The 25,145-nt window shown below is 61.6% G+C and carries 28 protein-coding genes; 3 read left to right on the plus strand and 25 right to left on the minus strand.

The genetic code is table 11. The features are described from left to right. Nucleotides 1-112 precede the first annotated feature (112 nt). Complete coding sequence (locus AC244Q_RS15450) at nucleotides 113-259, plus strand: hypothetical protein (protein WP_003541569.1); 147 nt, start codon at nucleotides 113-115, stop codon at nucleotides 257-259. Between the two features lie 100 nt (nucleotides 260-359). Here AC244Q_RS15450 and AC244Q_RS15455 read toward each other — a convergent pair whose 3' ends face one another. After that, nucleotides 360-806, minus strand: a complete 447-nt coding sequence (locus AC244Q_RS15455) for a GNAT family N-acetyltransferase (protein WP_128408065.1) — start codon at nucleotides 804-806, stop codon at nucleotides 360-362. A gap of 197 nt (nucleotides 807-1,003) precedes the next feature. On the opposite strand from AC244Q_RS15455, the gene AC244Q_RS15460 reads away from it, so the two are divergent. After that, complete coding sequence (locus AC244Q_RS15460) at nucleotides 1,004-1,744, plus strand: SIMPL domain-containing protein (RefSeq protein WP_113545247.1); 741 nt, start codon at nucleotides 1,004-1,006, stop codon at nucleotides 1,742-1,744. 514 nt (nucleotides 1,745-2,258) lie between these two features. On the opposite strand, the gene AC244Q_RS15465 is transcribed toward AC244Q_RS15460, so the two are convergent. From AC244Q_RS15465 to AC244Q_RS15495, 7 genes are all read right to left on the minus strand, one after another. Beyond that, nucleotides 2,259-2,606 carry a hypothetical protein gene (locus AC244Q_RS15465; RefSeq protein ID WP_113545248.1) on the minus strand — a complete coding sequence of 116 codons (348 nt, stop codon included), beginning with the start codon at nucleotides 2,604-2,606 and terminating at the stop codon, nucleotides 2,259-2,261. 176 nt (nucleotides 2,607-2,782) lie between these two features. After that, nucleotides 2,783-3,088: a hypothetical protein gene (locus AC244Q_RS15470; RefSeq protein WP_017989027.1), complete on the minus strand. Its 306-nt coding sequence runs from the start codon at nucleotides 3,086-3,088 to the stop codon at nucleotides 2,783-2,785. A gap of 124 nt (nucleotides 3,089-3,212) precedes the next feature. Further along, on the minus strand, nucleotides 3,213-3,635 hold the full coding sequence (locus tag AC244Q_RS15475) for a secondary thiamine-phosphate synthase enzyme YjbQ (RefSeq protein ID WP_113545249.1): 423 nt from the start codon (nucleotides 3,633-3,635) through the stop codon (nucleotides 3,213-3,215). Between the two features lie 134 nt (nucleotides 3,636-3,769). Then, the gene (locus AC244Q_RS15480) at nucleotides 3,770-4,123 is read right to left on the minus strand and encodes a DUF1428 domain-containing protein (protein WP_017994763.1); all 354 of its coding nucleotides are present in this window, start codon (nucleotides 4,121-4,123) and stop codon (nucleotides 3,770-3,772) included. Between the two features lie 116 nt (nucleotides 4,124-4,239). After that, nucleotides 4,240-4,911 (minus strand): DUF922 domain-containing Zn-dependent protease, encoded by a 672-nt coding sequence (locus tag AC244Q_RS15485; protein WP_172643739.1) that lies wholly within the window; start codon nucleotides 4,909-4,911, stop codon nucleotides 4,240-4,242. A 3-nt stretch (nucleotides 4,912-4,914) separates the two neighbouring features. Next, the gene (locus AC244Q_RS15490; RefSeq protein ID WP_113545250.1) at nucleotides 4,915-6,135 is read right to left on the minus strand and encodes an MFS transporter; all 1,221 of its coding nucleotides are present in this window, start codon (nucleotides 6,133-6,135) and stop codon (nucleotides 4,915-4,917) included. Nucleotides 6,136-6,272: 137 nt separating this feature from the next. Beyond that, on the minus strand, nucleotides 6,273-6,992 hold the full coding sequence (locus AC244Q_RS15495; RefSeq protein WP_017994765.1) for a Crp/Fnr family transcriptional regulator: 720 nt from the start codon (nucleotides 6,990-6,992) through the stop codon (nucleotides 6,273-6,275). A 132-nt stretch (nucleotides 6,993-7,124) separates the two neighbouring features. On the opposite strand from AC244Q_RS15495, the gene AC244Q_RS15500 reads away from it, so the two are divergent. Next, the gene (locus AC244Q_RS15500; protein WP_012758369.1) at nucleotides 7,125-7,370 is read left to right on the plus strand and encodes a DUF6894 family protein; all 246 of its coding nucleotides are present in this window, start codon (nucleotides 7,125-7,127) and stop codon (nucleotides 7,368-7,370) included. A 169-nt stretch (nucleotides 7,371-7,539) separates the two neighbouring features. Here AC244Q_RS15500 and AC244Q_RS15505 read toward each other — a convergent pair whose 3' ends face one another. From AC244Q_RS15505 to dnaG, 17 genes are all read right to left on the minus strand, one after another. Next, nucleotides 7,540-7,773 (minus strand): DUF6894 family protein, encoded by a 234-nt coding sequence (locus tag AC244Q_RS15505; protein WP_012758370.1) that lies wholly within the window; start codon nucleotides 7,771-7,773, stop codon nucleotides 7,540-7,542. An 81-nt stretch (nucleotides 7,774-7,854) separates the two neighbouring features. Continuing rightward, on the minus strand, nucleotides 7,855-8,253 hold the full coding sequence (locus AC244Q_RS15510; protein WP_113545251.1) for a DUF427 domain-containing protein: 399 nt from the start codon (nucleotides 8,251-8,253) through the stop codon (nucleotides 7,855-7,857). A gap of 99 nt (nucleotides 8,254-8,352) precedes the next feature. Then, nucleotides 8,353-9,045, minus strand: a complete 693-nt coding sequence (locus AC244Q_RS15515) for a B3/B4 domain-containing protein (protein WP_113545252.1) — start codon at nucleotides 9,043-9,045, stop codon at nucleotides 8,353-8,355. Nucleotides 9,046-9,048: 3 nt separating this feature from the next. Continuing rightward, nucleotides 9,049-9,945, minus strand: coding sequence for a DMT family transporter (locus AC244Q_RS15520; protein ID WP_128408066.1), 897 nt, complete (start codon nucleotides 9,943-9,945; stop codon nucleotides 9,049-9,051). Between the two features lie 83 nt (nucleotides 9,946-10,028). Next, complete coding sequence (locus AC244Q_RS15525; protein ID WP_113545254.1) at nucleotides 10,029-10,835, minus strand: helix-turn-helix transcriptional regulator; 807 nt, start codon at nucleotides 10,833-10,835, stop codon at nucleotides 10,029-10,031. Between the two features lie 78 nt (nucleotides 10,836-10,913). Further along, nucleotides 10,914-11,711 carry an APH(3') family aminoglycoside O-phosphotransferase gene (locus tag AC244Q_RS15530; protein ID WP_128408067.1) on the minus strand — a complete coding sequence of 266 codons (798 nt, stop codon included), beginning with the start codon at nucleotides 11,709-11,711 and terminating at the stop codon, nucleotides 10,914-10,916. A gap of 102 nt (nucleotides 11,712-11,813) precedes the next feature. Further along, complete coding sequence (locus AC244Q_RS15535; protein ID WP_012758376.1) at nucleotides 11,814-11,975, minus strand: hypothetical protein; 162 nt, start codon at nucleotides 11,973-11,975, stop codon at nucleotides 11,814-11,816. Nucleotides 11,976-12,081: 106 nt separating this feature from the next. Next, a complete protein-coding gene (locus AC244Q_RS15540; RefSeq protein WP_113545256.1) occupies nucleotides 12,082-13,212 on the minus strand; it encodes a DUF930 domain-containing protein in 1,131 nt (376 codons plus the stop codon). Between the two features lie 35 nt (nucleotides 13,213-13,247). Beyond that, nucleotides 13,248-13,985 carry a DUF930 domain-containing protein gene (locus AC244Q_RS15545; protein WP_128408143.1) on the minus strand — a complete coding sequence of 246 codons (738 nt, stop codon included), beginning with the start codon at nucleotides 13,983-13,985 and terminating at the stop codon, nucleotides 13,248-13,250. A gap of 175 nt (nucleotides 13,986-14,160) precedes the next feature. Next, nucleotides 14,161-14,454 carry a GYD domain-containing protein gene (locus AC244Q_RS15550; protein WP_003541605.1) on the minus strand — a complete coding sequence of 98 codons (294 nt, stop codon included), beginning with the start codon at nucleotides 14,452-14,454 and terminating at the stop codon, nucleotides 14,161-14,163. 206 nt (nucleotides 14,455-14,660) lie between these two features. After that, nucleotides 14,661-16,718: an RNA polymerase sigma factor RpoD gene (gene rpoD / locus AC244Q_RS15555; protein WP_003561200.1), complete on the minus strand. Its 2,058-nt coding sequence runs from the start codon at nucleotides 16,716-16,718 to the stop codon at nucleotides 14,661-14,663. A gap of 467 nt (nucleotides 16,719-17,185) precedes the next feature. Further along, nucleotides 17,186-17,533 carry a GFA family protein gene (locus AC244Q_RS15560; RefSeq protein ID WP_003561203.1) on the minus strand — a complete coding sequence of 116 codons (348 nt, stop codon included), beginning with the start codon at nucleotides 17,531-17,533 and terminating at the stop codon, nucleotides 17,186-17,188. Nucleotides 17,534-17,542: 9 nt separating this feature from the next. After that, nucleotides 17,543-18,580, minus strand: coding sequence for an L-threonine 3-dehydrogenase (gene tdh / locus AC244Q_RS15565; protein ID WP_012758380.1), 1,038 nt, complete (start codon nucleotides 18,578-18,580; stop codon nucleotides 17,543-17,545). A gap of 110 nt (nucleotides 18,581-18,690) precedes the next feature. Next, nucleotides 18,691-19,878 (minus strand): glycine C-acetyltransferase, encoded by a 1,188-nt coding sequence (locus AC244Q_RS15570; protein ID WP_128408142.1) that lies wholly within the window; start codon nucleotides 19,876-19,878, stop codon nucleotides 18,691-18,693. Between the two features lie 165 nt (nucleotides 19,879-20,043). Continuing rightward, nucleotides 20,044-20,772 carry a class I SAM-dependent methyltransferase gene (locus AC244Q_RS15575; RefSeq protein WP_128408141.1) on the minus strand — a complete coding sequence of 243 codons (729 nt, stop codon included), beginning with the start codon at nucleotides 20,770-20,772 and terminating at the stop codon, nucleotides 20,044-20,046. Nucleotides 20,773-20,947: 175 nt separating this feature from the next. Beyond that, nucleotides 20,948-22,816, minus strand: a complete 1,869-nt coding sequence (gene recQ, locus AC244Q_RS15580; RefSeq protein WP_012758383.1) for a DNA helicase RecQ — start codon at nucleotides 22,814-22,816, stop codon at nucleotides 20,948-20,950. Then, complete coding sequence (gene dnaG / locus AC244Q_RS15585; protein ID WP_128408140.1) at nucleotides 22,816-24,825, minus strand: DNA primase; 2,010 nt, start codon at nucleotides 24,823-24,825, stop codon at nucleotides 22,816-22,818. Before dnaG ends, recQ begins: the two co-directional genes overlap by 1 nt. Between the last annotated feature and the right edge of the window lie 320 nt (nucleotides 24,826-25,145).

A 25,145-nucleotide genomic window follows, 5' to 3' on the forward strand; every position in this document is an offset into this window, starting at 1 on the left:
CCGGCCAAGCCATGCACCGTCACATAACTGTCATGCAAAATTGCCCATTGTTATGGCAGCCTGGGCAAAATATATGCTGCCGGCTAACAAAAAAAAGAATGAGTAAACTGCCATGAGTGCCATACAGAAACTTTTCAACCGCAACCTCCTCACCCGTTTCGTCGCCGGTCTCGGCGCTGTTCCCCAACGTATTCGGAACGCACGCGAGGAGCGGAAGCCCGCCATCCATCCGTCCTTCATGGACGATTTCGGCGCCTAGCCGGACGATTGGCGCGGGCACCTGACCCGCGTCCCGCGCGATAGCGACCTCAAATATCCCTGCAATGACATCGGATGTGAAAATCGCCAGCGGCTCCTGATCAAGCCGCAGCGGAAAACTCCTTCCGGAACCAGATCCGGTCGACGAGCCGGCCTCCGGCATGCCCGCTGACCCTGCCGAATTCGACATATCCGAGCTTCGGGTAAAAGTCAGGCGCCTGGGTCGAGAGTGTGTCGACGCAGGCCATGACGGCGGCGCGGCGGCGCCCTTCTTCTTCCGCCGCCGCCATCAACTTCCGGCCAATGCCGCTCAGGCGCAGCGATTTTTCGACCCACAGATTGCCGATGAAAAGAACAGAGAAGGAAACGGACGCCGTTATCCCGGCGGCAAGCCTTCCGTTTTCCCGCCAGACGATGGCGAAGGCCTCGCGTCTGATCTCAGCGCTCTCGTTGAAGGCGTTCAGGCCATCGGAAATCGCGGTGGCGATCTCGGGCGGGACGGGATCGAGCGTTTCGAACATTGCTTCCTCGTCGTCGATGATCGCCATATGATAGCGAGCCTTCGGTTTCGGTCCAGCCGTTGCGGCTTTTAAAGGGCGGCAGACGCCCTCCGGGTTCAGCCCCAACGCATGCCCCCCCGCAGATTTTTCTCTCGCTACGCATGCGCCTGTCTTTTCCGCCGCAATAGCTTCACAATCAACCGACAGAAAGCTGTTCCGGGAAACGACAACCAAGGAATGAAAACATGGCGCCGATCTATACCAGAACTGTCCTGATGACCGCCCTTCTGGCGCTGCCGCTCGCCGCCGCAGCGCCCGCCTTCGCACAGGAGGCAAAGCCGCGCGAGCCGGTGATTTCGGTGACCGGCGATGGCGAATCCTCCGTCGCTCCCGATATGGCCATCGTCAATCTCGCCGTCGTCAAACAGGCGAAAACCGCCCGCGAAGCGCTCGATGAGAACAACAAGGCGATGAACGACGTGCTTGCCGCGCTGAAGAGCGGCGGCATCGCCGAGCGCGACCTCCAGACCTCCGGCTTTTCCATCCAGCCGCAATACAATTATCCGCAGCCGGTCGACGGCCAGCAGCAGCCGCCGCAGCTGATCGGCTACCAGACCATCAATTCGGTCACCGTCAGGCTGCGCGATCTCGCCAAGCTCGGCGCGGTGATCGACCAGTCCGTCACCCTCGGCATCAACCAGGGCGGGGACATCCAGTTCACCAACGACAAACCGGACGCCGCGATCGAAGAGGCACGCAAGGCCGCGGTCGCCGATGCCGTCAAGAGGGCGAAGACGCTGAGCGAAGCCGCCGGCGTCAAGCTCGGCCGCATTCTTGAGATCAACGAGAATGTGCCGCGCGCCATGCCGCAGCCGGTCTATCGCGCCACGATGATGAAGGAGGCCTCCGACGCCGCCGTTCCCGTCCAGGGCGGCGAGAACAATTACAATGTCAGCGTCACCGTGACCTTCGCCATCGAACAATAAACATTGCAGCCCCGCGCGTCATTTCAGACGCGCGGGCTCGGATTGCTGACAATGTCTGCCAATTACCTTCGTCATCATCCGGCTTGTGCCCCAAGCATCTGCCTCCGGTTGATAGGCAGCAGATCCTCGGCACAAAGGCCGATCCTGTCCGTCTGGCGCCGGCGGCTGCCGCTCACAAAGCAAGACCCCTCCCCAACCCCTCCCCACAAGGGGGAGGGGCTAACATGCCGCCCCCACTTCACATGACCTCCATCGTAGCAATCCGTAGAGCGGTAACAGCCAGCGACACGACTGCTTTTTGGTCCCGCCGGGGCCACAGCTTAGCCCCTCCCCCTTGTGGGGAGGGGTTGGGGAGGGGTCTTGGATTCATACACAAGGCCCGCGATGATGCCGGAGGAAAGAGCGCAGTCAGACTTTCACAAAAAGAAAACCGCCCTTGCCGATCCGGGGAGACTGGCAAAGGCGGTTCTTAGCCGCCGCATCGGGGAGACGGGGCGGCGTTTTCTTCCATTGATTAGCGGCGGCGCAGGGCGGGGCAGCCGCGCACATTGCCGAAGCTCATTTCATCGGGGCCGCGACGGGTCCAGCCCTGGACGATGACACGGCGTGGCGTGATGTCGACAACCCGGGCGCGGCGCAAGCCGTAATCGCGAGCGAGGTTTTCGGCGAGCTGCGGATTGCAGCCGCGCGACGGCCGGCCGTAGCCCGGGCCCGGAGGCGGGCGGCGGTAATCCTGCGGCGGACCACGGTCCGGCTCGCCAATAATGATATTCAACTGGGCGGCGGCCGGGACCACCGTGCCGGCAAGAGTACCGGCTGTCAGCATGACGGCAAGACCCGCCTTTGCCAGAAACTGCATCATCGAAAAACCTTTCGTTTGAAAGTCGGGCCGGTCGAGCCGCCCTCCCCATTAGTCCGCATCACGCCGAAGCGTCATTTGGGAATCACACATACAGGTCAGAGAAGAGACGGCTGAAAGTGTCACCGTCAAGGCAAAACAGACCGGAAGCGCCGCATCGGCGCCTCCGGCTGCAGTCCTCAGCGCCGGATCAGCGGGCAGCCGCGGACATTCGCGAAGGTGATCCTGTCCCAGCCGCGACGGTCGCGCCCGGCAACGACGACGACCCGCGGCGACATACGAGTGATATGGGCTCTCCGCAGACCGAAATCACGCGCCTTGCGCACCGCGTGCATCGGCGAGCAGCCGCGGATCGGACGATGATATTGCGCCTCAACGATGAAGTTCGTCTGCGGTCCGGCGGCGGCCGCCGTGGAAACAGTGGCCGGAATGGTGCAGAGGGCGAGCAGAGCGGCAAGCGAAGCCTTGGTCAGGAAATGCGTCATGGGGTGTCTCCGTCGATTGGTATTACCTAAGCTCTCCCTTCAGGGATTGTGTCGACAGTAGACCCAGCAAACTGAACGGTGTTCGAACCGCACATTCAGTTTGCATTCACAAGGATTAACTCTTTCATGAGCTGAGATGCAGCACGATTTCGCGCCGGTGCGGCCGGTCGCGGTGTTCGAAAAGATAGAGCCCCTGCCAGGTGCCGAGCATCAACCGCCCATCGGCAACGGGAATGCCGATCGAGACCTGGGTCAGCGCCGCCTTGATATGCGCGGGCATGTCGTCCGGCCCCTCGGCCCTGTGCACGATCCAACCCATGTCAGGATCGGAGGCCGGCGGCACGAGGCGGCGGAAGAAGGCGAGAAGATCGGTGCGCACATCGGGATCGGCATTTTCCTGAATCAGCAGCGAACAGGAGGTGTGGCGCACGAAGACCGTGAGAAGCCCCTCCTCCCGCCCCGACGCGCTGACGAAGGCCTCCGCCTGGTGGGTGAACTCGTAAAGGCCCTGTCCGCGTGTGGACAAGGTGAGGATCGTCTGGGGCAAGGCGCTCTCCTGCTTCGAGATGAATGTCTCGCGAGTTGGCGCGCTACTCGGCGCAAGTCAAGCTTGCGCGGGCAAGTCAAGCTTGCCGGGGCAAAGTCGAGCTTGCCCGGGCAAAGTCGAGCTTGCGCGGGCGATCAGAGCCTGAGCAGCACCTCGAAGCCACCGTAGATCATCCGCTTGCCGTCGAACGGCATCTGCCATTGGTCGCCCTTGAGCCTGGGATCGTCCATTACCTTGGCATTGATATCGTCGCGCTCCTGGCGCGAGCCGTAGACGATCCAGGAAAATACCACCACCTCGTCCTCCTTCGCCTGCACGGCGCGGGGAAAGGAGGTCAACTCGCCATAGGGCACGTCGTCGCCGATACATTCGACATATTCGAGCGCGCCATATTCCTTCCAGATCGAGCCGGCGAAGGTCGAGAATTCCTTGTAGGCCTCGATATTCCCCTTCGGAACCGCCACGATGAAACCATCGACATAGGACATCTCGCTCCTCCTCTGCGTATCTGCGCCTTGTTATCGCGGAGGAGATAGGAGACTTGCCAAACGGGTCCAGTCTGCTGCCGAGCGGCTACCGCGCGCGCTTATCGTCCTCCTGGTGATCAGGGACCATTGACCAGCTTGAGGATGAGCTGCTGGATATTGCCGCCGTCACCCATTTCGATCTTGTCGAAGTCGCGGCCGCGCTGGCGCTGTCTTTGGGAGATCTCGCCGAGCCGGCGGGTCAGCTCGTTCCTGATCTTCTTGCAATCGGGATCATCGGCAACGGTGAGGCCGATGCTTGTCGCCTCGATCTCCTTGACCATCTCCTTGATGGTCTCGCCATGCACCCGCTCATGCGCCTGCACACCTGATATGAAGGCCTCCCAGCTGCTCTTCACGGCGGCTGGCAGCCCAGCAGATGGTTTCGGCAGCGTATAGGTGATGATGAGCTTCGGCCGGTTAGTGACGATAACGCAGGCATTTCCCTGCGGTTCGTATTTTCTGGTCCAGGTCAGCTTGAACGTCGTATGCGCGATTGCCCGGCCGAAGCCGCCCGCCTTCGGGCCACGCTCGCCGATCGATTCATAAAGCCCGGCGCCCGAGGTGCCTGATATCGAATAGGGCCGCACCTCTTCGACCGCCTGCCACTCGGCCAGCGCCACCGCCGGCACCGACGTGAAAACCGCCGCAAGCACACAGGATAGAAAATTTGTCGTCATGCGCGGCTCCGCCGAATGATGTTTCGGGCCGAACCTAACGGGAGCGGTCGCCGCTTTCAACGCGTCATGCATGTGCTAGCCCTGCAGCGTCTTGACCTTGGTAAGATCGGGGAAGAGCCGCATCCACAGGAGCACGACGACGATCGTGCCGAAGCCGCCGACGATGCCGGTGGCGACCGGCCCAAGCGCCGCCGCCATCATGCCGGATTCGAATTCGCCGAGCTGGTTGGAGGTGCCGATGAACAGCGAGTTGACGGCACTGACACGACCACGCATCTCGTCCGGCGTCAAAAGCTGCACCAGCGAGCTGCGCACGACGACGCTCACCGTATCGGACGCGCCGATGACGAGCAGTGCGACGACGGAAAGCGCGATATTGGTCGACAGCGAGAAGACGATGGTGGCGACGCCGAACACGGCGACGGCGGCGAGCATCTTGCGACCGACATTGCTGCTCAGTGGCCGGCGAGCGAGCATGATCGACATGGCAAGCGCGCCGACCGCCGGGGCCGCGCGCAGAAAACCGAGGCCCCAGGGACCGGCATGCAGGATATCGCTGGCAAACATCGGCAGCAGCGCAGTGGCGCCGCCGAGCAGCACCGCGAAGAGATCGAGCGAGATCGTGCCGAGCATGACAGGCCGGCTGCGGATGAAGGAGACGCCGGCAAAGACCGAGGCGAGCGTCACCGGCTCGCGCTTGGCAGGGCTCCACTGCATGCGGATCGAGATGACGTTGAAGCTTGCGACGGCAAAGAGCAGCGCCGCCAAGGCAAAAGGCGCGACGGGGTGGAGGCCATAAAGCAGGCCTCCGAGCGAGGGGCCAATGATCAGCGCCGTCTGCATCATCGAGGTGGAGGTTGCGACCGCCTTTTGCAGCATCGAGGCCGGCACGATGTTCGGCAGCAGCGCCGCCATGGTCGGCCGTTCAAAGGCGACGACGGCGCCGAGCACGGTGACGGCGACAAGGATGCCGGCCGGTGTCAGCCATTGCTGCCAGGTGGCGACCGCCAGCACCAGCGCCGTCACCGCTTCGATCAACTGGCAGACAAGCCCGATGCGCCGCCGGTCGAACCGGTCGGCGACATGACCGACGACGAAGGTCAGCACCGCCATCGGCAGGAACTGGCACAAGCCGACGAGGCCGAGCGCAAAGGCGCTGTGTGTCTGATCGTAGATCATCCATCCCATGGCGATGCCAATGGACTGGAAGGAGAGCGAGGAAAAAACGCGGGAGGCAGCGAAGTTCAGATAGCCGGGGTGGCGAAGAACGCTCCCCGGTCCTTGGGATATGTCCATTGCGATGTCACCGGCCGGCAGCGCGGGTCCGCCAGCCTTTATAAGAGTTTTAAGAAGGTCGAGGCGGTGTTCTGCCCGAATGGTCGAATTGTCAATCGCAATGAGCTGGTGTCACCGGATTGTGTGATACCTCGGTCTTAGCGTGGTTCCCTGAAGATGCTGAGATAGCCGGGATCGAATTCGGCGATTTCCTGCAGGCGTTCCCAGTCGACGATGGTGATCGTCCGGTTCTCCCAGGTGAACACGCCCTCGCGCCTCAGCGCCTGCAAAGTCTTGTTCAGGTGGACGACGGAAACGCCGAGCACGTCGGCCATCTCGATCTGCGTCAACGGAAACTGGAAGCTTGCGCCGCGCGTCCGCTTCACCACCTGCAGCCGCACGAAGAGTTCGCAGACGAGATGGGCGATATGGGCGCGCTTGGAGCGCCGGCCCATGGCGACGATCCACTCGCGGTGGATGGCGCCATCGACCAGCGTATCGAGCCAGAGCAGCCGGGTCAGGTGCGGCATGCGCTCGGTGATCGCCTTGAGATCGGCGTGATCGGCAAACGCAACATGACAGGACGACAGCGCGACGATGCCGTGATCCATCTTCTTGATCGGGAAAGCATGCAGATCGACGAAATCGCCGGCGACATGCAGCGCGGTGATCTGGCGGCTGCCATCGGCCATCACCTTGTAGCGCGCCGCAAAACCATCGAGCAGCAGCGTGCTGTAGCCCGGCCGGCTCCCTTCGGAGACAAGATCCTCCCCGGCAGCAAAATACCTGTCTTTGTCGATGATTGCTCTGAGATGGTTTTCCTCTTCGGCCGACAGCACATCTCGGCTTCCAAGGTTCAGCAGCAGGGGTTCAATCACGGGCTTGCCCGCCGATATCGCAAGAGTTCCTGATCATTTCGATGCGACCTGTATTTTCTATAAGAATCAATGCCTAGCCTCGGGAACAATTGTCTTCATCTGTGATTTCTCCTTTGACGCGCAGGAAAGACCATGGCTCGCTACTATTTCGATCTACACAATGGGGAAGGTCCGACACGCGACGAGCACGGCACCGAGCTCAAATCTCGCGAAGACATTCCGAAAGAGTTGACCCGCATCCTGCTGGATGTGGCCCGCGACGAACTGCCCGCGGGTGATCGCATGACCATCGCCATTACCGTTCGCGACGAGAGCGGCGATCCGGTCACGGTTGCCAGCCTCGTCTTCAACAATGAATGGCTCGACGTCTTACGATAGCGGCCGCCGTTTAAGGGCTGCCGCGGTCACTCCTACGCATCAATCCGACTCGATCGATGGGCGCGACGCTAAGACCCGCCTTCATAGCCGGCAATTAAATTTGACATAGTCTTTTGATTGCTTTGCGTGCGATCGACGGCCATTCACAGGGCCGGCATCCTTATCGCGGCTATTTGGCGATTTCTTCGAGAATGAGCCGGATTTCCGCGAGCGGCCTACGGCTTTCATCGAAGAGTTCCACCGACATCATATTCAAAGGTGCAGTCGGCAAGCCTTCGGTGGCCATCTCCGCCAACACGCGCCGCGCCTCCGCTTTCGCGGCTTCGATGGATTCAAAATCATAGGCCGTCTCGGTCGTCCCGGCGCCATCACGATCGAAAAGTTGAAAGTAGAATTTCGGCACGGCATATCCCCCCGCTAGATGACCCTAACGGACCGGCGGACAACATGTTCCGCCGGAACGGGTTTCAGGTCGTGCGCACCGTCAAAAGGCGCCGGCTTCCGGAGAGGCCATTTCCTCGATACCGTCGACGCGGTCGGGATAGAAGGCGAGATGATCCTTGATGTTGCTGACCGCGGCATTCGGCGCCTCGTAGGTCCAGACGGCATTCTTCGAGCGCTCCCCGCCCGAAATGATGCTGTAATAGGAGGCGTCGCCCTTATAGGGGCAATGGCTGCTATGGTCGGTGCGTTGAAGCAGCGACATGTCCACATCCTTGCGCGGAATATATTGCACCGGCGGATAGGAGGCCTCGCACAGCGTCAGCGCATCGCGCGTATCGGCAATCGTCTTGCCGCCGAGCGTGACGACGACGCGGGAAGGATTGTGCTCGACGGTGATCGGATGATCAGGCCCCGGAATCTTGATCGACTTGTCTGACATCGGGTTCGTCTCCAGGAGATATCGATCGCATGGAGATAGGGCGGGCATGCCGCCAGCCCAAGTCCTCGAACGCAGCTTTCCCTGAAATGCTGCGCGCCCTTAGAACTCGAAACGCGGCGATACAAAGCTCAGCATCGCCGTTTTCGGCGCCGCCGGCCAGTGCCGCGTAAGCGCATCCGCAACTGTTTCGACCAGCCTGGCGATGTCGTCGCCGGCGGAGACGTGCAGGGCCTCGACAACGATCAGCACCGAGTGCGTCGTCTCCCGCACCGCCGAAAGCCCGCTCTGCCGGTTCGTCCAGCGCCGTGCATGTGCCCTGTCCTCCGCGTCTGCAAAGATCACTTCGTTCGTCTCCGGATGCTCGCTTTCGCCGGCGAAAGTCAGATAGGTCTCGTCACCCTTGGCTCGCCGGACCTCGAGATCGCCAGCGATCTTTTCAGTGTCGAAGACGGCGATCGGAATGGCGAAGGCGAGCGAAATCGAATTGCAGAGATCGATGAGCGGATGCAGGCGCGGCAGCGCATGTTCCTGGCGGAAGCGGCGCAGTAGCGCCTCGGAAGCGCAGCGATATTGCGTCGGCTTCAGGCCCATGCGGGAAAAGCCGCGCCGCCAGGCCTGGATTTCGGGGAATTCGCCTTCCTGCGCTTTGGCCAGCCGGGCCTCGGCGATTGCGCTGAAGCTTGCGATCGCCGCCTCGACATCGGCATCCGCATGGATGCCTTCGGAATGGAGCGCGCCGGCGCGAAGCTCCGGAAAGGCCTGCCACATGGCATCGGAATGGCTGAACTGCATGGTCTATCTTCCCCCGGCAGGTTTCAATGAACGGCTCCCGGCAAAGGCAAGCCCGAGCACGGCCGCAAGTACGCAGACGATGCCGGCGATCTGGCTGAGCCCGACCGGCTCGCCAAGGATGATGAAGGCAAGCATGACGGCGGAAACCGGCGCCAGCGCCGTGAAGAGCGCGGCCTCCGTGCCGCTCACCCTTTCTGCCCCCGCATACCAGAGCAGAAATCCGCCGACTGTCGGCACCAGCGCATAATAGACCACGGCGGCGACAGCGCTTGCCGAAATACCATCTGCGAATGGCGCTTCGAAAATAGCCGGGATGGCGGCAACGATGAAGCCGATGCCGGCCATCAGCGTCGACAGGGCAAGCGGCGCAACCTCCGTCTTCAGCCGTTTGTTCAGCAGGATGAACAGTCCCTCGCAGACGACCGCCAGGAAGATCAGTGCATTGCCGGAGAGCGATCCTCCGGCGGCATCCTGCGTGAAAGCGATCGACAGCACGCCTGCTGTCGCAAGCGCCACGGCGAGAAGCAGGGCACGCTGCGGCCGTTCGCGCAGCAGCAGGATGGAGATTGCTGCCGACACCACCGGCAGCGTGCCGATAATGACGCCGGCATCGGCCGCCGAGGTCAGGCTGAGGCCGGAGATCAGCAGCGTCGTGTAACCAACACTGCCGGCCCCGGCCTGAATGACGAGGATGAGGCGGTCATGCCGGGAAAACCTCGGCAGCCGCGCGCCGGTCGCCCGCATCAGCAGGAGAAGGACAGGAAAGGCGATAGCGAAGCGCAATGCGGTGGCGCTGAACGGCGGCACGCCCGAAGCGATCAGCTTGCTTGAGATCACAGTGCTTCCGACCGTCAGCATCGCCAGCGCCAGATAGACATAACCTTGAACCTGCCTCGACATTCAGCGTCTCCTGTTGGATGCGCCGAGAAAACAGCAGGAGCCTGTCGGGGTCTTGAACGAAATTGCAGGTGCAAAGCAGCTGCTCAGAGAAAGGCGCCGGCATAGAGACGCGGCGACAGGCCGTATTTGCGCACGAAGACCCGCGTCATGTGGCTCTGATCGGCAAAGCCGCTGGCAAAGGCCGCTTCCGCAAGCGGCATGCCCTGCGCGATCAGCCGGCGGGCGATATGGATGCGGGCCTGGACGAGATAGGCATGCGGCGTCAGGCCGGTCGCCTTGGCAAAACCGCGCAGCACCTGGAAGCGGCTGAGTCCGCTTTCCCTGGAGAGATCGGCAAGCGAGACGGCGGCAAGCGGATCGTCGTCGATCAGGTTTCGAGCCGCGCGGATCGACGCCGGCACCAGTGGCCGCTCTTCGGTGCCAGAGCGCTCGCGCATGACATCGGCGACGAGTTGCAGAAGCAGTTCGTCGCGAAGCAGCTCCGCCGCCGCCCTGCCGCCGGTCACCGCGCCAAACAGCGTTTCGAAGCGGGTGGCGATCGCCGCACTGCGGATGACGGGATGCGGAATTTCCGATCGCCCTACCCCATCTTCGCTGATCTCTTGCGACACACCCCTGACGATGGCGGGATCGAAATAGAGGATGCGCCACGACCGGCCCTCGCCGATCGGCGCGCCGTCATGCACCTCGTTCGGATTGACCGTGATGATGTCGCCGGCCTCAGCCTCCACCATGCCACGGCCGCTGAGCGACGACTGCGCCCCGGCGGACATCAAACCGATGCCGAACTGCTCGTGCGTATGGCGCGCAAAGCTGTGATGCGTTTCCGCCTCCACCGCTTCGACGCCTGATAGCGCCGAGCGCAACATCCTGAACTGGTTTTTCGCCATTCTCTGCCCGCAGGTCCGATCCCGGCCACTCTGCCAGCCGCCGTGAGATGACGCAATCATTGCGGCTAGGATGCCTGCCTAGAAGAACTCGTCGAGCAGCGGATAATAATTGAGCCTTGCCGGATCCGTGGCCGGCATGCCGTAGCGATCAAGGAAGGGCTGCACCAGCGCCTCGCCGAAATTATAGTCGATGCTGCGGCAGGCGAGCGCGATATCCTGATAGCGGTCGGCGACGCCGAGACGACTGCAGTCGATATAACCCGAAAATCCCTCTTCCGACGCGACGAAATTCGGCAGGCAGGCATCACCATGGGTGACGACGAGATCCTCGCGGCCAGGCCTCCCACTTTCCAGTTCGGCAAACAGTGCCTCAGCACTCTTTCCAACCCACGTCTCATCGAAATCGGTCTCGTCGACGATGCCGGCCTGCATCCGCGCTTTTGCCGCCGCGATGCGCCTCTCCAGCCGATGATCGAACGGGCAGGATGCGATCGGCAAGCGATGCAGGTCAAGAAGGGCTATAGCCAGCAGCTCGACCCGCGCAGGCGGCGTCAGCGCTGATGCGCTGGTGAGATCACTCCCGGGTAGCGCGCTGATCAGCAGCCGGTTGTGCACACCGTCGCTGTCCTCTGCAATGATATCGGGACAAGGCAGACCGGAAGCCTTGAGCCAGCGAAGCCTGCCTGCTTCGTCAGCGAGTTCGCCAAAAGGGCCGGCTTGTTCGACCTTCAAGTAAAGCGTCGGCAATCCGAGAGCTTCCAGCCGGAAGACGCTCGCGGCGGAACGGCCGAGCGCATCGCGTTCGAACCGGTAGCCGGCCAGACGGGCATCAAGCGCGCCCGCCGACGGCGGTTGATCCTCTTGGAAAATCGACATGATATCTAGGCCATTGATGCAGCCGCATTATCCCGACAGGGTGGGACAGCGCAAGCGGCACGATCAGTCAGCGCATATCGGTGCTCGACGCCTTCTCCGACCTCAATGAACGGTTTCGGCGGGCGCGGCTTCGAGAAGAATTTCGAAAGCCTCTTCCAGAGCAGCCACCAGAATATCGGTCAGCTCGTCGCCTTTGTTTTCCAGGAACAGCGCGCTGACGGCTTCGTCCTGACGCTCAAAGAAACGCTCGATTTCGTTCGACATATCATTGTCCTCTTCTTCACCGGATCATCACGGCCATGGGAGGAAGCTAGGCAGGGTTGCTTGCGCGTGGCTGTTGCCGGTGAGACGCAATCCAGGATCACGAGGACTAGTCACGAATTTCATATTTCGCATACTGACTGCGGGGGATCAATCCACCAACTTCGTGGGCAAACGACACGACTTTCGTCGCTTCCTCATCCACCTCGCAGCGGAAACGAACCTGGTACCAGCCCTTAACTGTGCCAAAGGCGGCATCTCTTACATCAAGGATGGTACCGGTTCGCAATCCAAAACTAGGCAATGCGGACGGGAAATAAGGCGGCGAACCGTGAACGAGTTGGCCCTGAAGCTCGGTGGTGCAAAGCGTGGCCACTCGCTCTTTGCGCGGAAGACCACTGACCGCAGTTTGCGCAAACAAACTGCCATCTTCCGTCCGTGAAAACAGAGTTTTTGCCTTGGGCAGATCGTCCTTAGCTATCACTTTCGGTTTCTCAGCCGTCTGCTGCTCCGGCCGCTTGGCCTCCTCGATGCTTGTATTGGCTTCGCCAGAGACGTCTGTCGGTGGCCCATTTCGCTCTGGGGAAACGTCAGTCGTCGCGACCTCAGGAAGCATCACGTCGTCCGGCACCGGTTTTGACGGAGGCTCCTCAGTTTTTGGTTTTTCTGCAGCAGTCTTTGTCGGCATCTGCGCCGGTTCGGCATCGTGCTGCGGCGGAGTTGTTGCGGGTTTGGTTTCGCCCTGAGGAGAATTTCCCGCCAGCGACTTTTCGGGGCCGCTATTCCTGTCGCCAAACTCGATGACAGGGCTCAGAGTCGGCATAGGCCTCGGCTTAGCTTGCTCGGGAGTCTTACTGGCCGGCGGAGGCGGAGGCGGAGGCGGCGGAGGTGGTGGCGGCGGAGGTGGTGGCGGCGGAGGTGGCGGTGGAGGCGGTTCCTTCTTCGCCTCTTCCGGCGGCTTCGGCTCCGGTGGCTTTTCCTTGGGCTCCGGCTTCTTCTCCTCCGGCGGCGGGACGAGTTCCACCTTCACAGTCTCGTCTTCGACAGGTTTCGGCTCGATCTTCGGCAGCCCGAAGATGAGAAGAGCAATGATAGGAATGTGCGCAACAACGGACGCGACGACGCCCCAGCGGATTTCAGGCCGCTGCTTTCCCGTTTCGTGCTGCGCTTCCGCCGGCTCTACGTCTTCTTCTGTCACAGCAGCGATGTGGCCTCTAAAGCCGGCAGCATCAAGCCACAAAAGAAAAAAACCGCGTGATCGAGCAGCGATGAGGGTTATTGGTCGGCCGCTCCATCGTCGGCCACCAGATTGTGCTCCTGCCATTCATCTTGCGGAATGGCGTCACCGACGAGAAAGGCGAAGGACACGACCTTGCCGGAGCCGGCATCCAACTCACATTTGAACTGGATGTTGTACCATTTCCGTTTGCTGCGGAAGGCGCCGCCCTTCACCTCGACGCTGTTGCCACTGACCTTCTCCGCCGCCATGGCATAGGGCGCAAGCGCATCCGGCGCCATGGCCGGCTGCGCCCGGCGGACCTGCTCCAGCGCCTCGAGATCACAGAGCTGCAGATTGCGCTCGCTGCCGGCAAGGCCACGCAGTGCCTCGCGGGCGCGGCGGCTGCGCGGATCGGCAAGGACCTTGTCGGAAAACAACTGCCTTGCCTCGACGAATTCCGTCGGCTTAGGCGCCGGCGGAGCGATCGGTGCCGCGGAGGGCATTGCCGCAGCAGGCGGATGATTTGCAACCGGCGCCGCCGGCTCGGCTTCGGGTTTTGCCGCCTCAGGCTTTGCCTGTTCCGGCGAAGGCGTCCTGGCGGGCTCGGGCATTTTTAGCGATTCCACAGCCTGCGGGACGATCTCCACCGAGAGACCGTCATCCGGCAATGGCAACGGCGGCTCGGCCTTCGGCAACAGCAGCAGAAGGAGCAGGATCGCGATGGCATGCAGCGCGAACGACGCCGCAGCGCCCTGCTGGATCCCGTCATCCCATTTGCCCGCCGCCAGTTCCATCGGTCAGCAAGCGGCGGTCGGACGATCGATGACGATCATGAAACTGAGGAGCGCTTTCATCATGAGCTTGCCGAAAAGTCGGGCCGGAGCCTGCCGCGGAAATTGAAGCACGCCGCGACACTGCCAGCGCAGCCAATGCTCCGCAACCTTCAAGATCGACAATCGCCGTTTCCGGCTACCCGAGCGAGCCGATGAGATCCCGGTAGGCGGCCTCCGGGAATGCCTTCAGCGTCTCCGTGCGGACATTGCCGCCCATCGCCAGCGAAAGGGTAAAATGCGCCATGACGGCGTCATCGGGCGCCTCGCAGACGGCGACCATGTCATGCCCGCCCATCGTCAGGTAGAATTGGTTGATGGAGCCTCCGACGCTGGTGAGCAATTTCTTCGCGGCATCGAGCCGTTTTGCCGAGTCGCGCACATTGCGGATGCCCTGATCCGTCCAATTGATCAAAAGAATGTAAGTGGTCATGTCGCACCTCCGAATGGAGGATCGGTCTATACAGCCACACGTCAGCTCTCGCTCGCGCGCGGCGATCGATCCCTTCCCGTGGCCGGATTATAGGCTTGTCACCATGGAGGGACAAGAAAGATGCCGGGATCATTGGTATTAATCACGAAAAGCAAAAGCCGGGCGCGAAGCCCGGCTTTTCCAATCAGAACGGCGTGGCCGAAGCCTTAGCTGTCGAGGAAGCTTCTCAGCTTTCTGGAGCGGCTCGGATGCTTCAGCTTGCGCAGCGCCTTCGCCTCGATCTGGCGGATACGTTCGCGGGTGACCGAGAACTGCTGGCCGACTTCTTCGAGTGTGTGATCCGTGTTCATGCCGATGCCGAAGCGCATGCGCAGCACACGCTCTTCGCGCGGCGTCAGCGAGGCGAGAACACGGGTCGTCGTTTCGCGCAGGTTCGCCTGGATGGCGGCGTCGATCGGCAGCAGCGCGTTCTTGTCCTCGATGAAGTCGCCGAGATGCGAATCCTCTTCGTCACCAACAGGGGTTTCGAGCGAGATCGGCTCCTTGGCGATCTTCAGGACCTTGCGGACCTTTTCGAGCGGCATGGCCAGCTTTTCGGCCAGTTCTTCCGGCGTCGGCTCGCGGCCGATCTCGTGCAGCATCTGGCGCGACGTCCGGACGATCTTGTTGATCGTCTCGATCATGTGCACCGGAATGCGGATCGTGCGAGCCTGGTCGGCGATCGAACGGGTGATCGCCTGACGGATCCACCATGTCGCATAGGTCGAGAACTTGTAGCCGCGGCGGTATTCGAACTTGTCGACCGCTTTCATCAGGCCGATATTGCCTTCCTGAATGAGGTCGAGGAACTGCAGGCCGCGGTTCGTATACTTCTTGGCGATGGAGATGACCAGGCGAAGGTTCGCTTCGACCATTTCCTTCTTGGCGATGCGCGCTTCGCGCTCGCCCTTCTGCACCATATGCACGATGCGGCGGAATTCCGAGATCGAGATACCAGTCTCGGTCGCCAGATTCTGGATTTCCTGGCGGATGTCGCGGATCGTCGTGTTTTCGCCCCTGGCGAATTCCTTCCAGCCGCGGGCGGCCAGATTGCCGATCGACTTCATCCAGTTCGGATCAAGTTCGGCGCCCTGATACTGCTCCAGGAAAGAGTCGCGCTTGACGCCGTAGGATTCGGCCAGACGCAGCAGGCGGCCCTCGTTGGAAACGAGGCGCTTGTTGATGTCGTAGAGCTGCTCGACCAGGGCGTCGATGCGGTTCTGGTTCAAGGACAGAGATTTGACGGCCTTGATCAGCTCATCTTTGAGTTCCTTGTAACGGCGCTCCTGGGCGGTGGACAGCGTGCCGGAAGCCGACAGGCGCTGCTCGACCTGCTGGTCCTGCAGCTTGCGCAGCTTCTTGTAGGTCTCGGCGATCGTATCCAGCGTCTCCATCACCTGCGGGCGAAGCTCGGCTTCCATTGCCGCCAGCGAAAGGTTGGATTCGTCCTCGTCCTCTTCCTCCTCCTCGGCAGGCAGGCCTTCGCCGCCGACATCGGTGATGTCGTCGTCGCCGGAGCGGGCGCGGCGGGTCTTTTCCTTCTCTTCTGCTAGCTTGCGATCGGCTTCGATCTTCTCCGGGCTCTGGAACTGCGGCGCAGCCTTGGCTTCAGGGCCGGAATAGGTCGTTTCGAGATCGATGATCTCGCGCAGCAGCGTCGTGCCTTCGTTGAGTTCGTCGCGCCAGATGATCAGCGCCTGGAAGGTCAGCGGGCTCTCACAGAGGCCCGCGATCATCGTCTCGCGGCCGGCCTCGATACGCTTGGCAATCGCGATTTCGCCCTCGCGGGACAGAAGCTCGACCGAGCCCATCTCGCGCAGGTACATGCGAACCGGATCGTCGGTACGGTCGGTCGGTTCTTTCTTCTTGGCGGCCGCCAGCGCCGTGCCGCTCGAAGGCGCGAGTTCGCCGCCTTCGCTCTCCTCGTCGCTGCCGGCGTCATCGTCATCGCTGCTGCCGGAAGCACCAGCTTCCTCGGCTTCCTCGTCCTCGATGACGTTGATGCCCATGTCGGACAGCATCGACATCGTGTCTTCGATCTGCTCGGACGTCACTTCTTCGGACGGCAGGACTGCGTTGAGCTCGTCCATGGTCACATAGCCGCGCTTCTTGGCGGCTTTGATCATCTTCTTGACCGCGTCGTCGGAAAGATCGAGAAGAGGGCCGTCGCTTGCGCCGTCGCGTTCGACTTCCGCGTCTTCGTTCTCTTTGACCTTGGTTGCCATTTATATCGTCGCCTTCCTGACGCTATCCAATCTCGCTACGGTGAACGGGCTGTCTCAGGGCCTGACGCGCCGCACGCGCCGCCCTCGAATCACCTTTGCCCACCTAACGGGATGACATTTAAAGCCTGATTAACCACGATTACCGGCACCGGACAGCAAAGCTTTCTTGCTCTTGGATTTCCGGCCATGGTTGCGCGATCCGCCTTGACCCAGTTCACCATTCAACAAGTCGAACGGTGATTCCCACATTTTTTGTTCTCGTCAAGCTTTTCCGGAAAAAAAGCCCACAAAAATACGGAAAAAGCCTTATCCACAGGCTTTGAACCGCGGCAGCGATTGCGAACCCTTATTTAAGATGCGGCGAACAAAAGACAAGGGCAGCAAATATTTTGCCCGCCGCACCAGTCGTTTCCACCACTTTCGCAGTTGCGCCGAGGATCTGTTCGCCATTGCCTGACGGATATCGGCTAACGCGCCGCGCCGTCATACGCCTTCACCGTCAGCGCGCCGATATCGACCGCGGGAATGCAGCGCAGATTGATAGAAGCCATTGCCGCGCCGTTCGGACCCACAGCCTCGCCGAACGGTGCGATGCCGCAATTGGCGCAGAAGTGATGCCGGATGACATGCCGGTTGAAAGTATAGGTCGAGACATTGTCCTCCGGCGTTTTCAGCACCAGCTTCTCGCGCGGCACGAAGGCGAGAAGTCCGCCGCGCCTGCGGCAAAGCGAACAATTGCAATCGAGCGCCTCGGTGAATTCGCCTTCGACCTCGAAAGCCACGTTGCCGCAATGGCAGCTTCCTTCATAGAGCATGTCGTCTCCTCACATCCAGTCCATCACAACCTTGCCGGAATTGCCCGACCGCATAGCCTCGAAGCCGTCGCGGAAATCGTCGATGCCGATCCGGTGGGTGATGATGGGCGCGAGATCGAGGCCGCCTTGGACGAAGGCGATCATCTTGTACCAGGTCTCGAACATCTCGCGGCCGTAGATGCCCTTGAGATTGAGCATCTTGAAGATCACCTTGTTCCAGTCGATTTCGAAGCCCGCCGGCGCGATGCCGAGGATGGCGATCTTGCCGCCATTGTTCATCTTGTCGATCATGTCGCGGAAGGCAGGTGCGGCCCCCGACATTTCGAGCCCGACGTCGAAACCCTCCGTCATGCCGATCGCCTTCATCACGTCGGCGAGGTTTTCCTTCGATGCGTCGACGACGTGGTCGATGCCGAGCTTGCGCGCCAGCTCCAGCCGGTGCGGATTGATATCGGTGATGACGACCTTGCGGGCGCCGGATCGTTTGGCGACGAGCGCGCCCATGATGCCGATCGGCCCGGCGCCGGTGACGAGCACGTCCTCACCGACGAGATCGAAGGAAAGCGCGGTGTGCACGGCATTGCCGAACGGATCGAAGATCGCGGCGATCTCGTCGGAAATATCATCCGGGATCGGCACGACATTGCTTTCCGGAATGCAGACGAACTCACCGAACGAACCCGGGCGGTTGACGCCGACACCGAGCGTGTTGCGGCAGAGATGCCCCCTGCCCGCCCGGCAGTTGCGGCACTTGCCGCAGACGATATGCCCCTCGCCGGAGACCCGCTCGCCGATATGATAGCGGGTGACCGCCGAACCGATCTCGGCGATCTCGCCGGAGAATTCATGGCCAACCACCATCGGCACCGGAATGGTCTTCTGCGCCCACTGGTCCCAGTTCCAGATATGGACGTCAGTGCCGCAGATCGCCGATTTCTTCACCCGGATAAGCACGTCGTTCGGCCCGACCTCGGGCATCGGCACATTCTCCATCCAAAGCCCGACCTCGGGTTTTGCTTTGACCAGCGCCTTCATCATGTTCGACATCGACAATATCCACCCTTACTTGGCGCCCGACTTTGCTATCCCCTCTTCTCCCAAGCGGGGAGAAGGTGCCCGTAGGGCGGATGAGGGGGCGACACGGCACGCCGTCAAACTCAGATCACACCCAGTTCCCGCCCTGCCTCGGCAAAGGCCGCGATCGCCCGCTCCACATCCACTCGCGAATGCGCCGCCGACATCTGCGTGCGGATGCGGGCCTGGCCTTTCGGCACGACGGGGAAGGAAAAGCCGATCACATAGATCCCCTTCTTCAGCATCAGGCTTGCCATATCCTGGGCGAGTTTGGCATCGCCAAGCATGACGGGGATGATCGGATGGCCTTCGCCGGCGAGCGTGAAGCCGAGCTTGGTCATTTCGCTGCGGAAGAGATTGGCATTGTCCGAAAGCCGCTTGCGCAGGGTATCGCCGTCTTCGATGAGGTCGAACACCTTGAGCGAGGCGGCGGCGATAACGGGCGCCAGCGTATTCGAGAACAGATAGGGCCGCGAGCGCTGCCGCAGCCACTCCACAACCTCGGCCTTCGCCGAAGTATAACCGCCCGAGGCGCCGCCGAGCGCTTTGCCGAGCGTGCCGGTGATGATGTCGATCCGGCCCTCGACGCCGCAATATTCCGGCGACCCACGGCCGTTCTTGCCGACGAAGCCGACAGCATGGCTGTCATCGACCATGACCATCGCGCCGTATTTCTCGGCAAGATCGCAGACGCCGCCGAGATTGGCGATGATCCCGTCCATCGAGAAGACACCGTCGGTGGCGACCAACTTGAAGCGGCTGCCTTCGGCTTTCTTCAGCTCCTCTTCGAGCGCTGCCATATCGTTGTTGGCGTAGCGGAAGCGCTTGGCCTTCGAAAGCCTGACGCCGTCGATGATCGAGGCGTGGTTCAGCGCGTCGGAGATGATCGCGTCCTCTTCCGACAGCAGCGTCTCGAACAGGCCGCCATTGGCGTCGAAGCAGGATGAATAGAGGATCGTGTCTTCCATGCCGAGGAAGGAGGAGATGCGCGTCTCGAGCTGCTTATGCTCTTCCTGCGTGCCGCAGATGAAACGCACCGAGGCCATGCCATAGCCGTATCGGTCGAGCGCCTGCTTGCCGGCCTCGGCCAGTTCCTCGTTGTCGGCAAGGCCGAGATAGTTGTTGGCGCAGAAATTCAGCACCCGCTCGCCGGTGGAAATCGCGATCTCGCCCGCCTGCTTGGAGCTGATGACGCGCTCGGATTTGTAGAGACCGGCATCCTTCAGCGCCGAAATCTCGTTGCTGAGATGGGAGAGAAATTGCGAGGTCATGGACGGCCTTTCCCAGAGATTTCCCTACAGCGCCGCGCGTCTTATCAGACGCGCAAAGGACGCTGTTACACTTTTAATCTGCGCATCGTGCTTTCCAAAAATCGATTCCGATTTTCGGGCCGATGCGCTACCGCCGGGTTAGCATATTGCCGCCGGCTTGTCTTCTCAGCGCTGGACCGAGATCAGCAGGAACATCGGCCGGTCCATCTCCTCCGCCCAGTCTGGATTGTCTTGGAGCTCATCTTCGTTCGGGCTCCACTCCTCGACATGGCGAATGGCAAAACCGGCCGCGATCAAGGTGTTGAGCGTCGTGCCGAGCTTGCGATGCTGTTTGACGACACCCTTGGCGAGCCAGTCGGTGGTGCGCGGACCTTCGACGGAATAGCGGTCGAGCGGCCAGATACGCCGCCCCTCGGCATCGGTTGCCCAGGCGGGATTGGTCGGCGCCATGAAGATCGGATGTTCGATGGTGAAGACGAATTGCGATCCCGGCAAAAGCGCGCGATAGACGGTCGCGGCGAGACCGGCGAAATCCTCGATATAATGCAGCGCCAGCGAGCTATAGGCGAAATCGAAGGAGGCTTGAGCAAGCCTGAGATGCTCGAGATCGGCGATCTCGTAGGTGATCGCTGCTTCAGTCATATCTGCCCTCGCTCTGGCGATCATCTTTTCCGAGATGTCGAGCGCCAACACGCTTGCAGCACCCTGGCTCACGGCAAAACGCGAAAACCAGCCGAAGCCGCAGCCGAGATCGACAACACGCTTGCCGGCAAGATCGGGCAGCAGCGCACGCACGGCCGGCCACTCGGATGCTCCGTCAAGCCCGTGGACGGATCGTCTCATGCCGCTATATCCGACGAAGAATTCCGGTCGGTCGTATATATTCTGGGCCATCGGCGCTCCTCCCTACTGCATAGTTCCTTAAATCGGCATCGATTTCAGGAGAAAATTATGCAGCAATTCAAAGTGCTACAGCGTCCTTTGCGCGTCTGAAAAAAGACGCGCGGCGCTGTAGAGGCAAGCATCTACCATGCCCCCTCGTCCGATCTCAAGGATCAGACCAGTCCGCTCAGCCGTTGTCCTGCGCCAGGATGATCTCCAAAAAGGCATCGCCGTAGCGTTCGAGCTTCGCCTGCCCGACGCCTGATATGGCGAGCAATTCCTTGCGGCTGCGTGGCTTCTCCGTGGCAAAGGCGATCAGCGTCGTATCGGGAAAGACGACATAGGGCGGCACGCCGAGCGATTTCGCAATCGCCATGCGCTCGGCCCTGAGCGCCTCGAAGAGACTGCCGTCGGCGCCCGATAATCCCGATTTGCGCTCGCTGCGCTCCGCCTTCTTCGTGCGCCGTTCCGAGGCCGGCCGGTCCTTGCGGAAGAACACCTGCCGCTCGTGCTTGAAGACGGAGCGCGCCTCCGGCTCGAGCTTCAGCGCCCCGAAGGCCTCGTGGTCGACGCGGATCAATCCCATGGCGAGCAACTGGCGGAAGACCGACTGCCAGACGCGCGCTGGAATATCCTTGCCGGCGCCAAAGACCGGCATTTCGGCATGGCCGAAACGTTCGGTCTTTTCGTTGACGTTGCCGAGGAGGACATCGACGACATGGCCAGCGCCGAAACGCTCGCCGGTGCGGTAGACCGCCGCCAGCGCCTTGATCGCCGCCTCCGTGCCCTCCCAGGTCTCGACCGGCTTCAGGCAGGTGTCGCAATTGCCGCATTGTCCGGCATGCGCCTCGCCGAAATGGGCAAGGATTGCCTGGCGGCGGCAGGAGGCGGTCTCGCAGATCGCCAGCAATGCGTTGAGCTTGGCGCGCTCGACCCGCTTGATCTCGGCGGCGGCACTGCCCTCGTCGATCATCCGGCCGCGCTGGATGACGTCGGCCATGCCATAGGCCATCCAGACCTCAGACGGCAGGCCGTCGCGTCCGGCGCGGCCTGTCTCCTGATAATAGGCTTCCACCGAACCCGGCAGGTCGAGATGGGCGACATAACGCACGTTCGGTTTGTCGATGCCCATGCCGAAGGCGACGGTGGCGACCAGGCAAAGGTTCTCTTCTTTCAGGAAGGCATCCTGATTGGCGTCACGAACCGCCCTGTCCATGCCGGCATGATAGGCGCGCGCGCGGATGCCCTGCCCGTTCAGCCATTCGGCGGTATCCTCGACCTTGGCGCGCGACAGGCAATAGACGATGCCACTGTCGCCCTTGTGGCCGGACAGGAACCGCAACAGCTGTTGGCGCGGCTGGTCACGCTCGACGATCTCGTAGGCAATATTCGGTCGGTCAAAGCTGGTGGTGAAGATCCGGGCTGTATCCAAACCCAGCCGCTCGATCATGTCGTCACGCGTATGCGGATCGGCCGTCGCCGTCAGCGCCACCCTGGGCACACCGGGATATTGCTCGCCGAGCCGGCCGAGTTCGCGATATTCCGGTCGGAAATCATGGCCCCATTGCGAGACGCAATGGGCCTCGTCGATGGCAAACAGCGCGATCTTCTCGTTGGCGATCAGCTCGCGGAAACCATCGGTCAAAATGCGCTCGGGCGTCACGTAGAGAAGGTCGAGCTGGCCTGCCGAAAGCGCGCGGCGAACCTCGACGAACTCCTCGCGCGACAGCGAGGAATTAAGTGCTGCGGCGCGGATGCCGAGCTGCTTCATCGCCTCCACCTGATCGCGCATCAGCGCAATCAGCGGCGAAACGACGATGCCGACGCCGTCGCGGCAGAGTGCCGGGATCTGGAAACACAGGGATTTGCCGGCGCCCGTGGGAAAGAGCACGACCGCATCGCCGCCGGAGACCATATGCTCGACCACCTGCTGCTGCTTGCCGCGGAAGGAGGAATAGCCGTAGACCTGCTTGAGGATATCGAGCGGCGAGCGGCCGGAAGAAAACAGCGCGCCGGAAGCGGAAAAGCCCGGTTCGTTTCGTTCGGTCAACGACATCAGTGGTTCGCCGCCCCTTTGACGCGGCCGGAAAGCACGCCGAAGCCATCGATGATGGCCTCCTGGTTCTCAAGGCGCACCCCTTCAAAATGCACTTCCTGCTGCGCGCGCATCAGTTGAACGATCGCCTCGCCGTCGCCGGCTTCGGTTGCCAGCGCGATCTCGCGCTCGAGCTCGATCTTCTGCCGGCGTAGCGCCTTCGCCCGCTTATGGGAGGCCAGCGCCTGGCGGTATCCCTCACGCGCATCTTCCATCGCCGCCTCCTCGGTCGCGATCCACAGCCGGGCATTGCGCACCTGTTGGTCGAGGCTCTTGATGAGCGGGCCGAAGCCTTCGAATTCCAGTCTTTCGGTCAGATATTCGCGCGTCAGATGCGGGCCGGCGACGGCCGCGGCTGCTCCCAGCATCGCCGACCAGAGCCGCTGCAGCTCGCGGCTGTCATATTCAATCGCGGCTATTTCGTCATAATCGTCGATCATCAGCGAAGGGTGATTGACGACGGTCAGCGCCAGCACGCATTCGCGCAGCGCCGTATTGTTCTGGTGGCCGCGCACGGGGCCTGAGCGGGCGAGCCTTTCTGAAATGACGCTGGGGCTTTTCGGCCCTGCCTTGCCCGCATTGTCGCGGCCCGTCCGGTAATTGCCATTGCCGTTGAAGCCGCCGCGGCGATCGCCATTGTTGCGGTTCTGGAACTGCGGCTGGAAGAAGGCGTTCAGCCGATCGCGAATATCCTGCTGGTAGTGGCGACGCACATTCTCGTCTGCGATGACGGCGACCAGTTGCTTCAGCCGCGCCTCGAGCTCGGCGCGCGCCTCCGGCGTGTCGAACTTGCCGGTGTTGACCTCCCGGCTCCACAGCATCTCGGAGAGCGGCTTTGCCTGGCTCATTACCTTGTCGAAAGGCGCGCGCCCGTCATCGCGCACGAGATCGTCGGGATCCTTGCCGTCGGGCAGAAGCGCGAAGCGAACAGAACGCCCGGGCTTCAGATGCGGCAGCGCCAGTTCGGCGGCGCGATTGGCCGCGCGGATGCCGGCGCCGTCGCCGTCGAAGCAGAGCATCGGCTGCGGCACCATCTTCCAGAGCAACTCGAGCTGGTTTTCGGTGAGCGCCGTGCCGAGCGGCGCGACGGCATTCTCGATGCCCGCCTGATGCAGCGCGATCACGTCCATATAGCCTTCGACGGCAATAATGGTGCCGGTCGCATTATCGTCCTGAGGGTCGCCGCGGCCCGGTCCCTGGATCGCGCGCCGCGCACGGGCGAAATTGTAAAGGACATTGCCCTTGTGGAAGAGCTCCGTCTCGTTGGAGTTCAGATATTTCGCCGGCGCGTCAGCCGACATGGCGCGGCCGCCGAAAGCGATCACCTTTTCCCGCGACGACAGGATCGGGAACATGATGCGGTCGCGGAAACGATCGTAGGAAACCGGCACGTTTTCATGGACAACCAGACCGCAGGCCTCGATCTGATCCTTGGAGACACCCTTGCCGGCGAGGAATTCCTTGAGCGCATTGCGGCTGTCGGGCGCAAAGCCGAGACGGAAGGTCTCGATGGTGCGCCCCGTCAATCCGCGGTCGCGCAGATAGGCGCGCGCCCTCGCCCCATTCGACGTCTGCAGCTGATCCTGGAAAAATTGCGTCGCCATTTCCATGACGTCGATCAGCGAGCCGCGCTCTTTCTCGCGCTTCTCCATCACAGGATCGGCCAGTGGCATCGGCACGCCGGCCATATCGGCGATCTGCTGCACCGCCTCGGGGAAACTCAGGCCCTCCAGCTCGGTGAGAAAGCGGAAATGGTCGCCGGTGACGCCGCAGCCGAAGCAGTGATAGCGGCCCTTTCGGTCCTCGCAATGGAAGCTCGGCGATTTCTCGCCGTGGAACGGGCAGCAGGCCCAGTAATCGCCGCGCGACACGTTGGTCTTGCGCTTGTCCCAGCTGACGCGGCGCGCAATCACGTTCGAAATCGGAACGCGGTCGCGAATATCATCGAGGAAGGTGTTGGAAAAGCGCATTTATACCTCTTGGCCAATCTCCATATAAGCTGCTTTTCCGCTCCATGCCACGAAACTTGTCATCAAAACCCGCTATTCACAGGCTATGTGGCCGTCATCGGCGGCTCCCGGTTATCCAATCAACAACGCGTTATCGCCCCCTGCGACAGGGTGCGACATTATTGTCCTCAGAGGGGCCGGAATTCCACCGTCATAAACGCTTCAACAAGAGCGGCGCCCCTTGACAGAACCCAGGAATATCTTTTTGAAACAAAGGATTATTACCTCTAATGATTACGCTTCGTCATCCTCGACGCCGCCTCCCGAGCGTCCGCTTCGAC

Source organism: Rhizobium sp. CB2179, assembly GCF_057653455.1.

Bases quoted from the DNA above. Each gene is read 5' to 3' on its own strand.
- tdh (WP_012758380.1), bottom strand. From the start codon at position 18,580: ATGTCGAACATGATGAAGGCGCTGGTCAAAGCAAAACCCGAGGTCGGG.
- AC244Q_RS15460 (WP_113545247.1), top strand. From the start codon at position 1,004: ATGGCGCCGATCTATACCAGAACTGTCCTGATGACCGCCCTTCTGGCG.
- AC244Q_RS15560 (WP_003561203.1), bottom strand. From the start codon at position 17,533: ATGCTCTATGAAGGAAGCTGCCATTGCGGCAACGTGGCTTTCGAGGTC.
- AC244Q_RS15500 (WP_012758369.1), top strand. From the start codon at position 7,125: ATGGCTCGCTACTATTTCGATCTACACAATGGGGAAGGTCCGACACGC.
- recQ (WP_012758383.1), bottom strand. From the start codon at position 22,816: ATGTCGTTGACCGAACGAAACGAACCGGGCTTTTCCGCTTCCGGCGCG.
- AC244Q_RS15465 (WP_113545248.1), bottom strand. From the start codon at position 2,606: ATGATGCAGTTTCTGGCAAAGGCGGGTCTTGCCGTCATGCTGACAGCC.
- AC244Q_RS15520 (WP_128408066.1), bottom strand. From the start codon at position 9,945: ATGTCGAGGCAGGTTCAAGGTTATGTCTATCTGGCGCTGGCGATGCTG.
- AC244Q_RS15480 (WP_017994763.1), bottom strand. From the start codon at position 4,123: ATGTCCTATGTCGATGGTTTCATCGTGGCGGTTCCGAAGGGGAATATC.
- AC244Q_RS15455 (WP_128408065.1), bottom strand. From the start codon at position 806: ATGGCGATCATCGACGACGAGGAAGCAATGTTCGAAACGCTCGATCCC.
- AC244Q_RS15545 (WP_128408143.1), bottom strand. From the start codon at position 13,985: ATGGAACTGGCGGCGGGCAAATGGGATGACGGGATCCAGCAGGGCGCT.
- AC244Q_RS15550 (WP_003541605.1), bottom strand. From the start codon at position 14,454: ATGACCACTTACATTCTTTTGATCAATTGGACGGATCAGGGCATCCGC.
- AC244Q_RS15515 (WP_113545252.1), bottom strand. From the start codon at position 9,045: ATGCAGTTCAGCCATTCCGATGCCATGTGGCAGGCCTTTCCGGAGCTT.
- AC244Q_RS15530 (WP_128408067.1), bottom strand. From the start codon at position 11,711: ATGTCGATTTTCCAAGAGGATCAACCGCCGTCGGCGGGCGCGCTTGAT.
- AC244Q_RS15525 (WP_113545254.1), bottom strand. From the start codon at position 10,835: ATGGCGAAAAACCAGTTCAGGATGTTGCGCTCGGCGCTATCAGGCGTC.
- AC244Q_RS15470 (WP_017989027.1), bottom strand. From the start codon at position 3,088: ATGACGCATTTCCTGACCAAGGCTTCGCTTGCCGCTCTGCTCGCCCTC.
- AC244Q_RS15450 (WP_003541569.1), top strand. From the start codon at position 113: ATGAGTGCCATACAGAAACTTTTCAACCGCAACCTCCTCACCCGTTTC.
- AC244Q_RS15510 (WP_113545251.1), bottom strand. From the start codon at position 8,253: ATGTCAGACAAGTCGATCAAGATTCCGGGGCCTGATCATCCGATCACC.
- AC244Q_RS15535 (WP_012758376.1), bottom strand. From the start codon at position 11,975: ATGTCGAACGAAATCGAGCGTTTCTTTGAGCGTCAGGACGAAGCCGTC.
- AC244Q_RS15490 (WP_113545250.1), bottom strand. From the start codon at position 6,135: ATGGACATATCCCAAGGACCGGGGAGCGTTCTTCGCCACCCCGGCTAT.
- AC244Q_RS15570 (WP_128408142.1), bottom strand. From the start codon at position 19,878: ATGACCTCGCAATTTCTCTCCCATCTCAGCAACGAGATTTCGGCGCTG.
- AC244Q_RS15575 (WP_128408141.1), bottom strand. From the start codon at position 20,772: ATGGCCCAGAATATATACGACCGACCGGAATTCTTCGTCGGATATAGC.
- dnaG (WP_128408140.1), bottom strand. From the start codon at position 24,825: ATGCGCTTTTCCAACACCTTCCTCGATGATATTCGCGACCGCGTTCCG.
- AC244Q_RS15485 (WP_172643739.1), bottom strand. From the start codon at position 4,911: ATGCATGACGCGTTGAAAGCGGCGACCGCTCCCGTTAGGTTCGGCCCG.
- rpoD (WP_003561200.1), bottom strand. From the start codon at position 16,718: ATGGCAACCAAGGTCAAAGAGAACGAAGACGCGGAAGTCGAACGCGAC.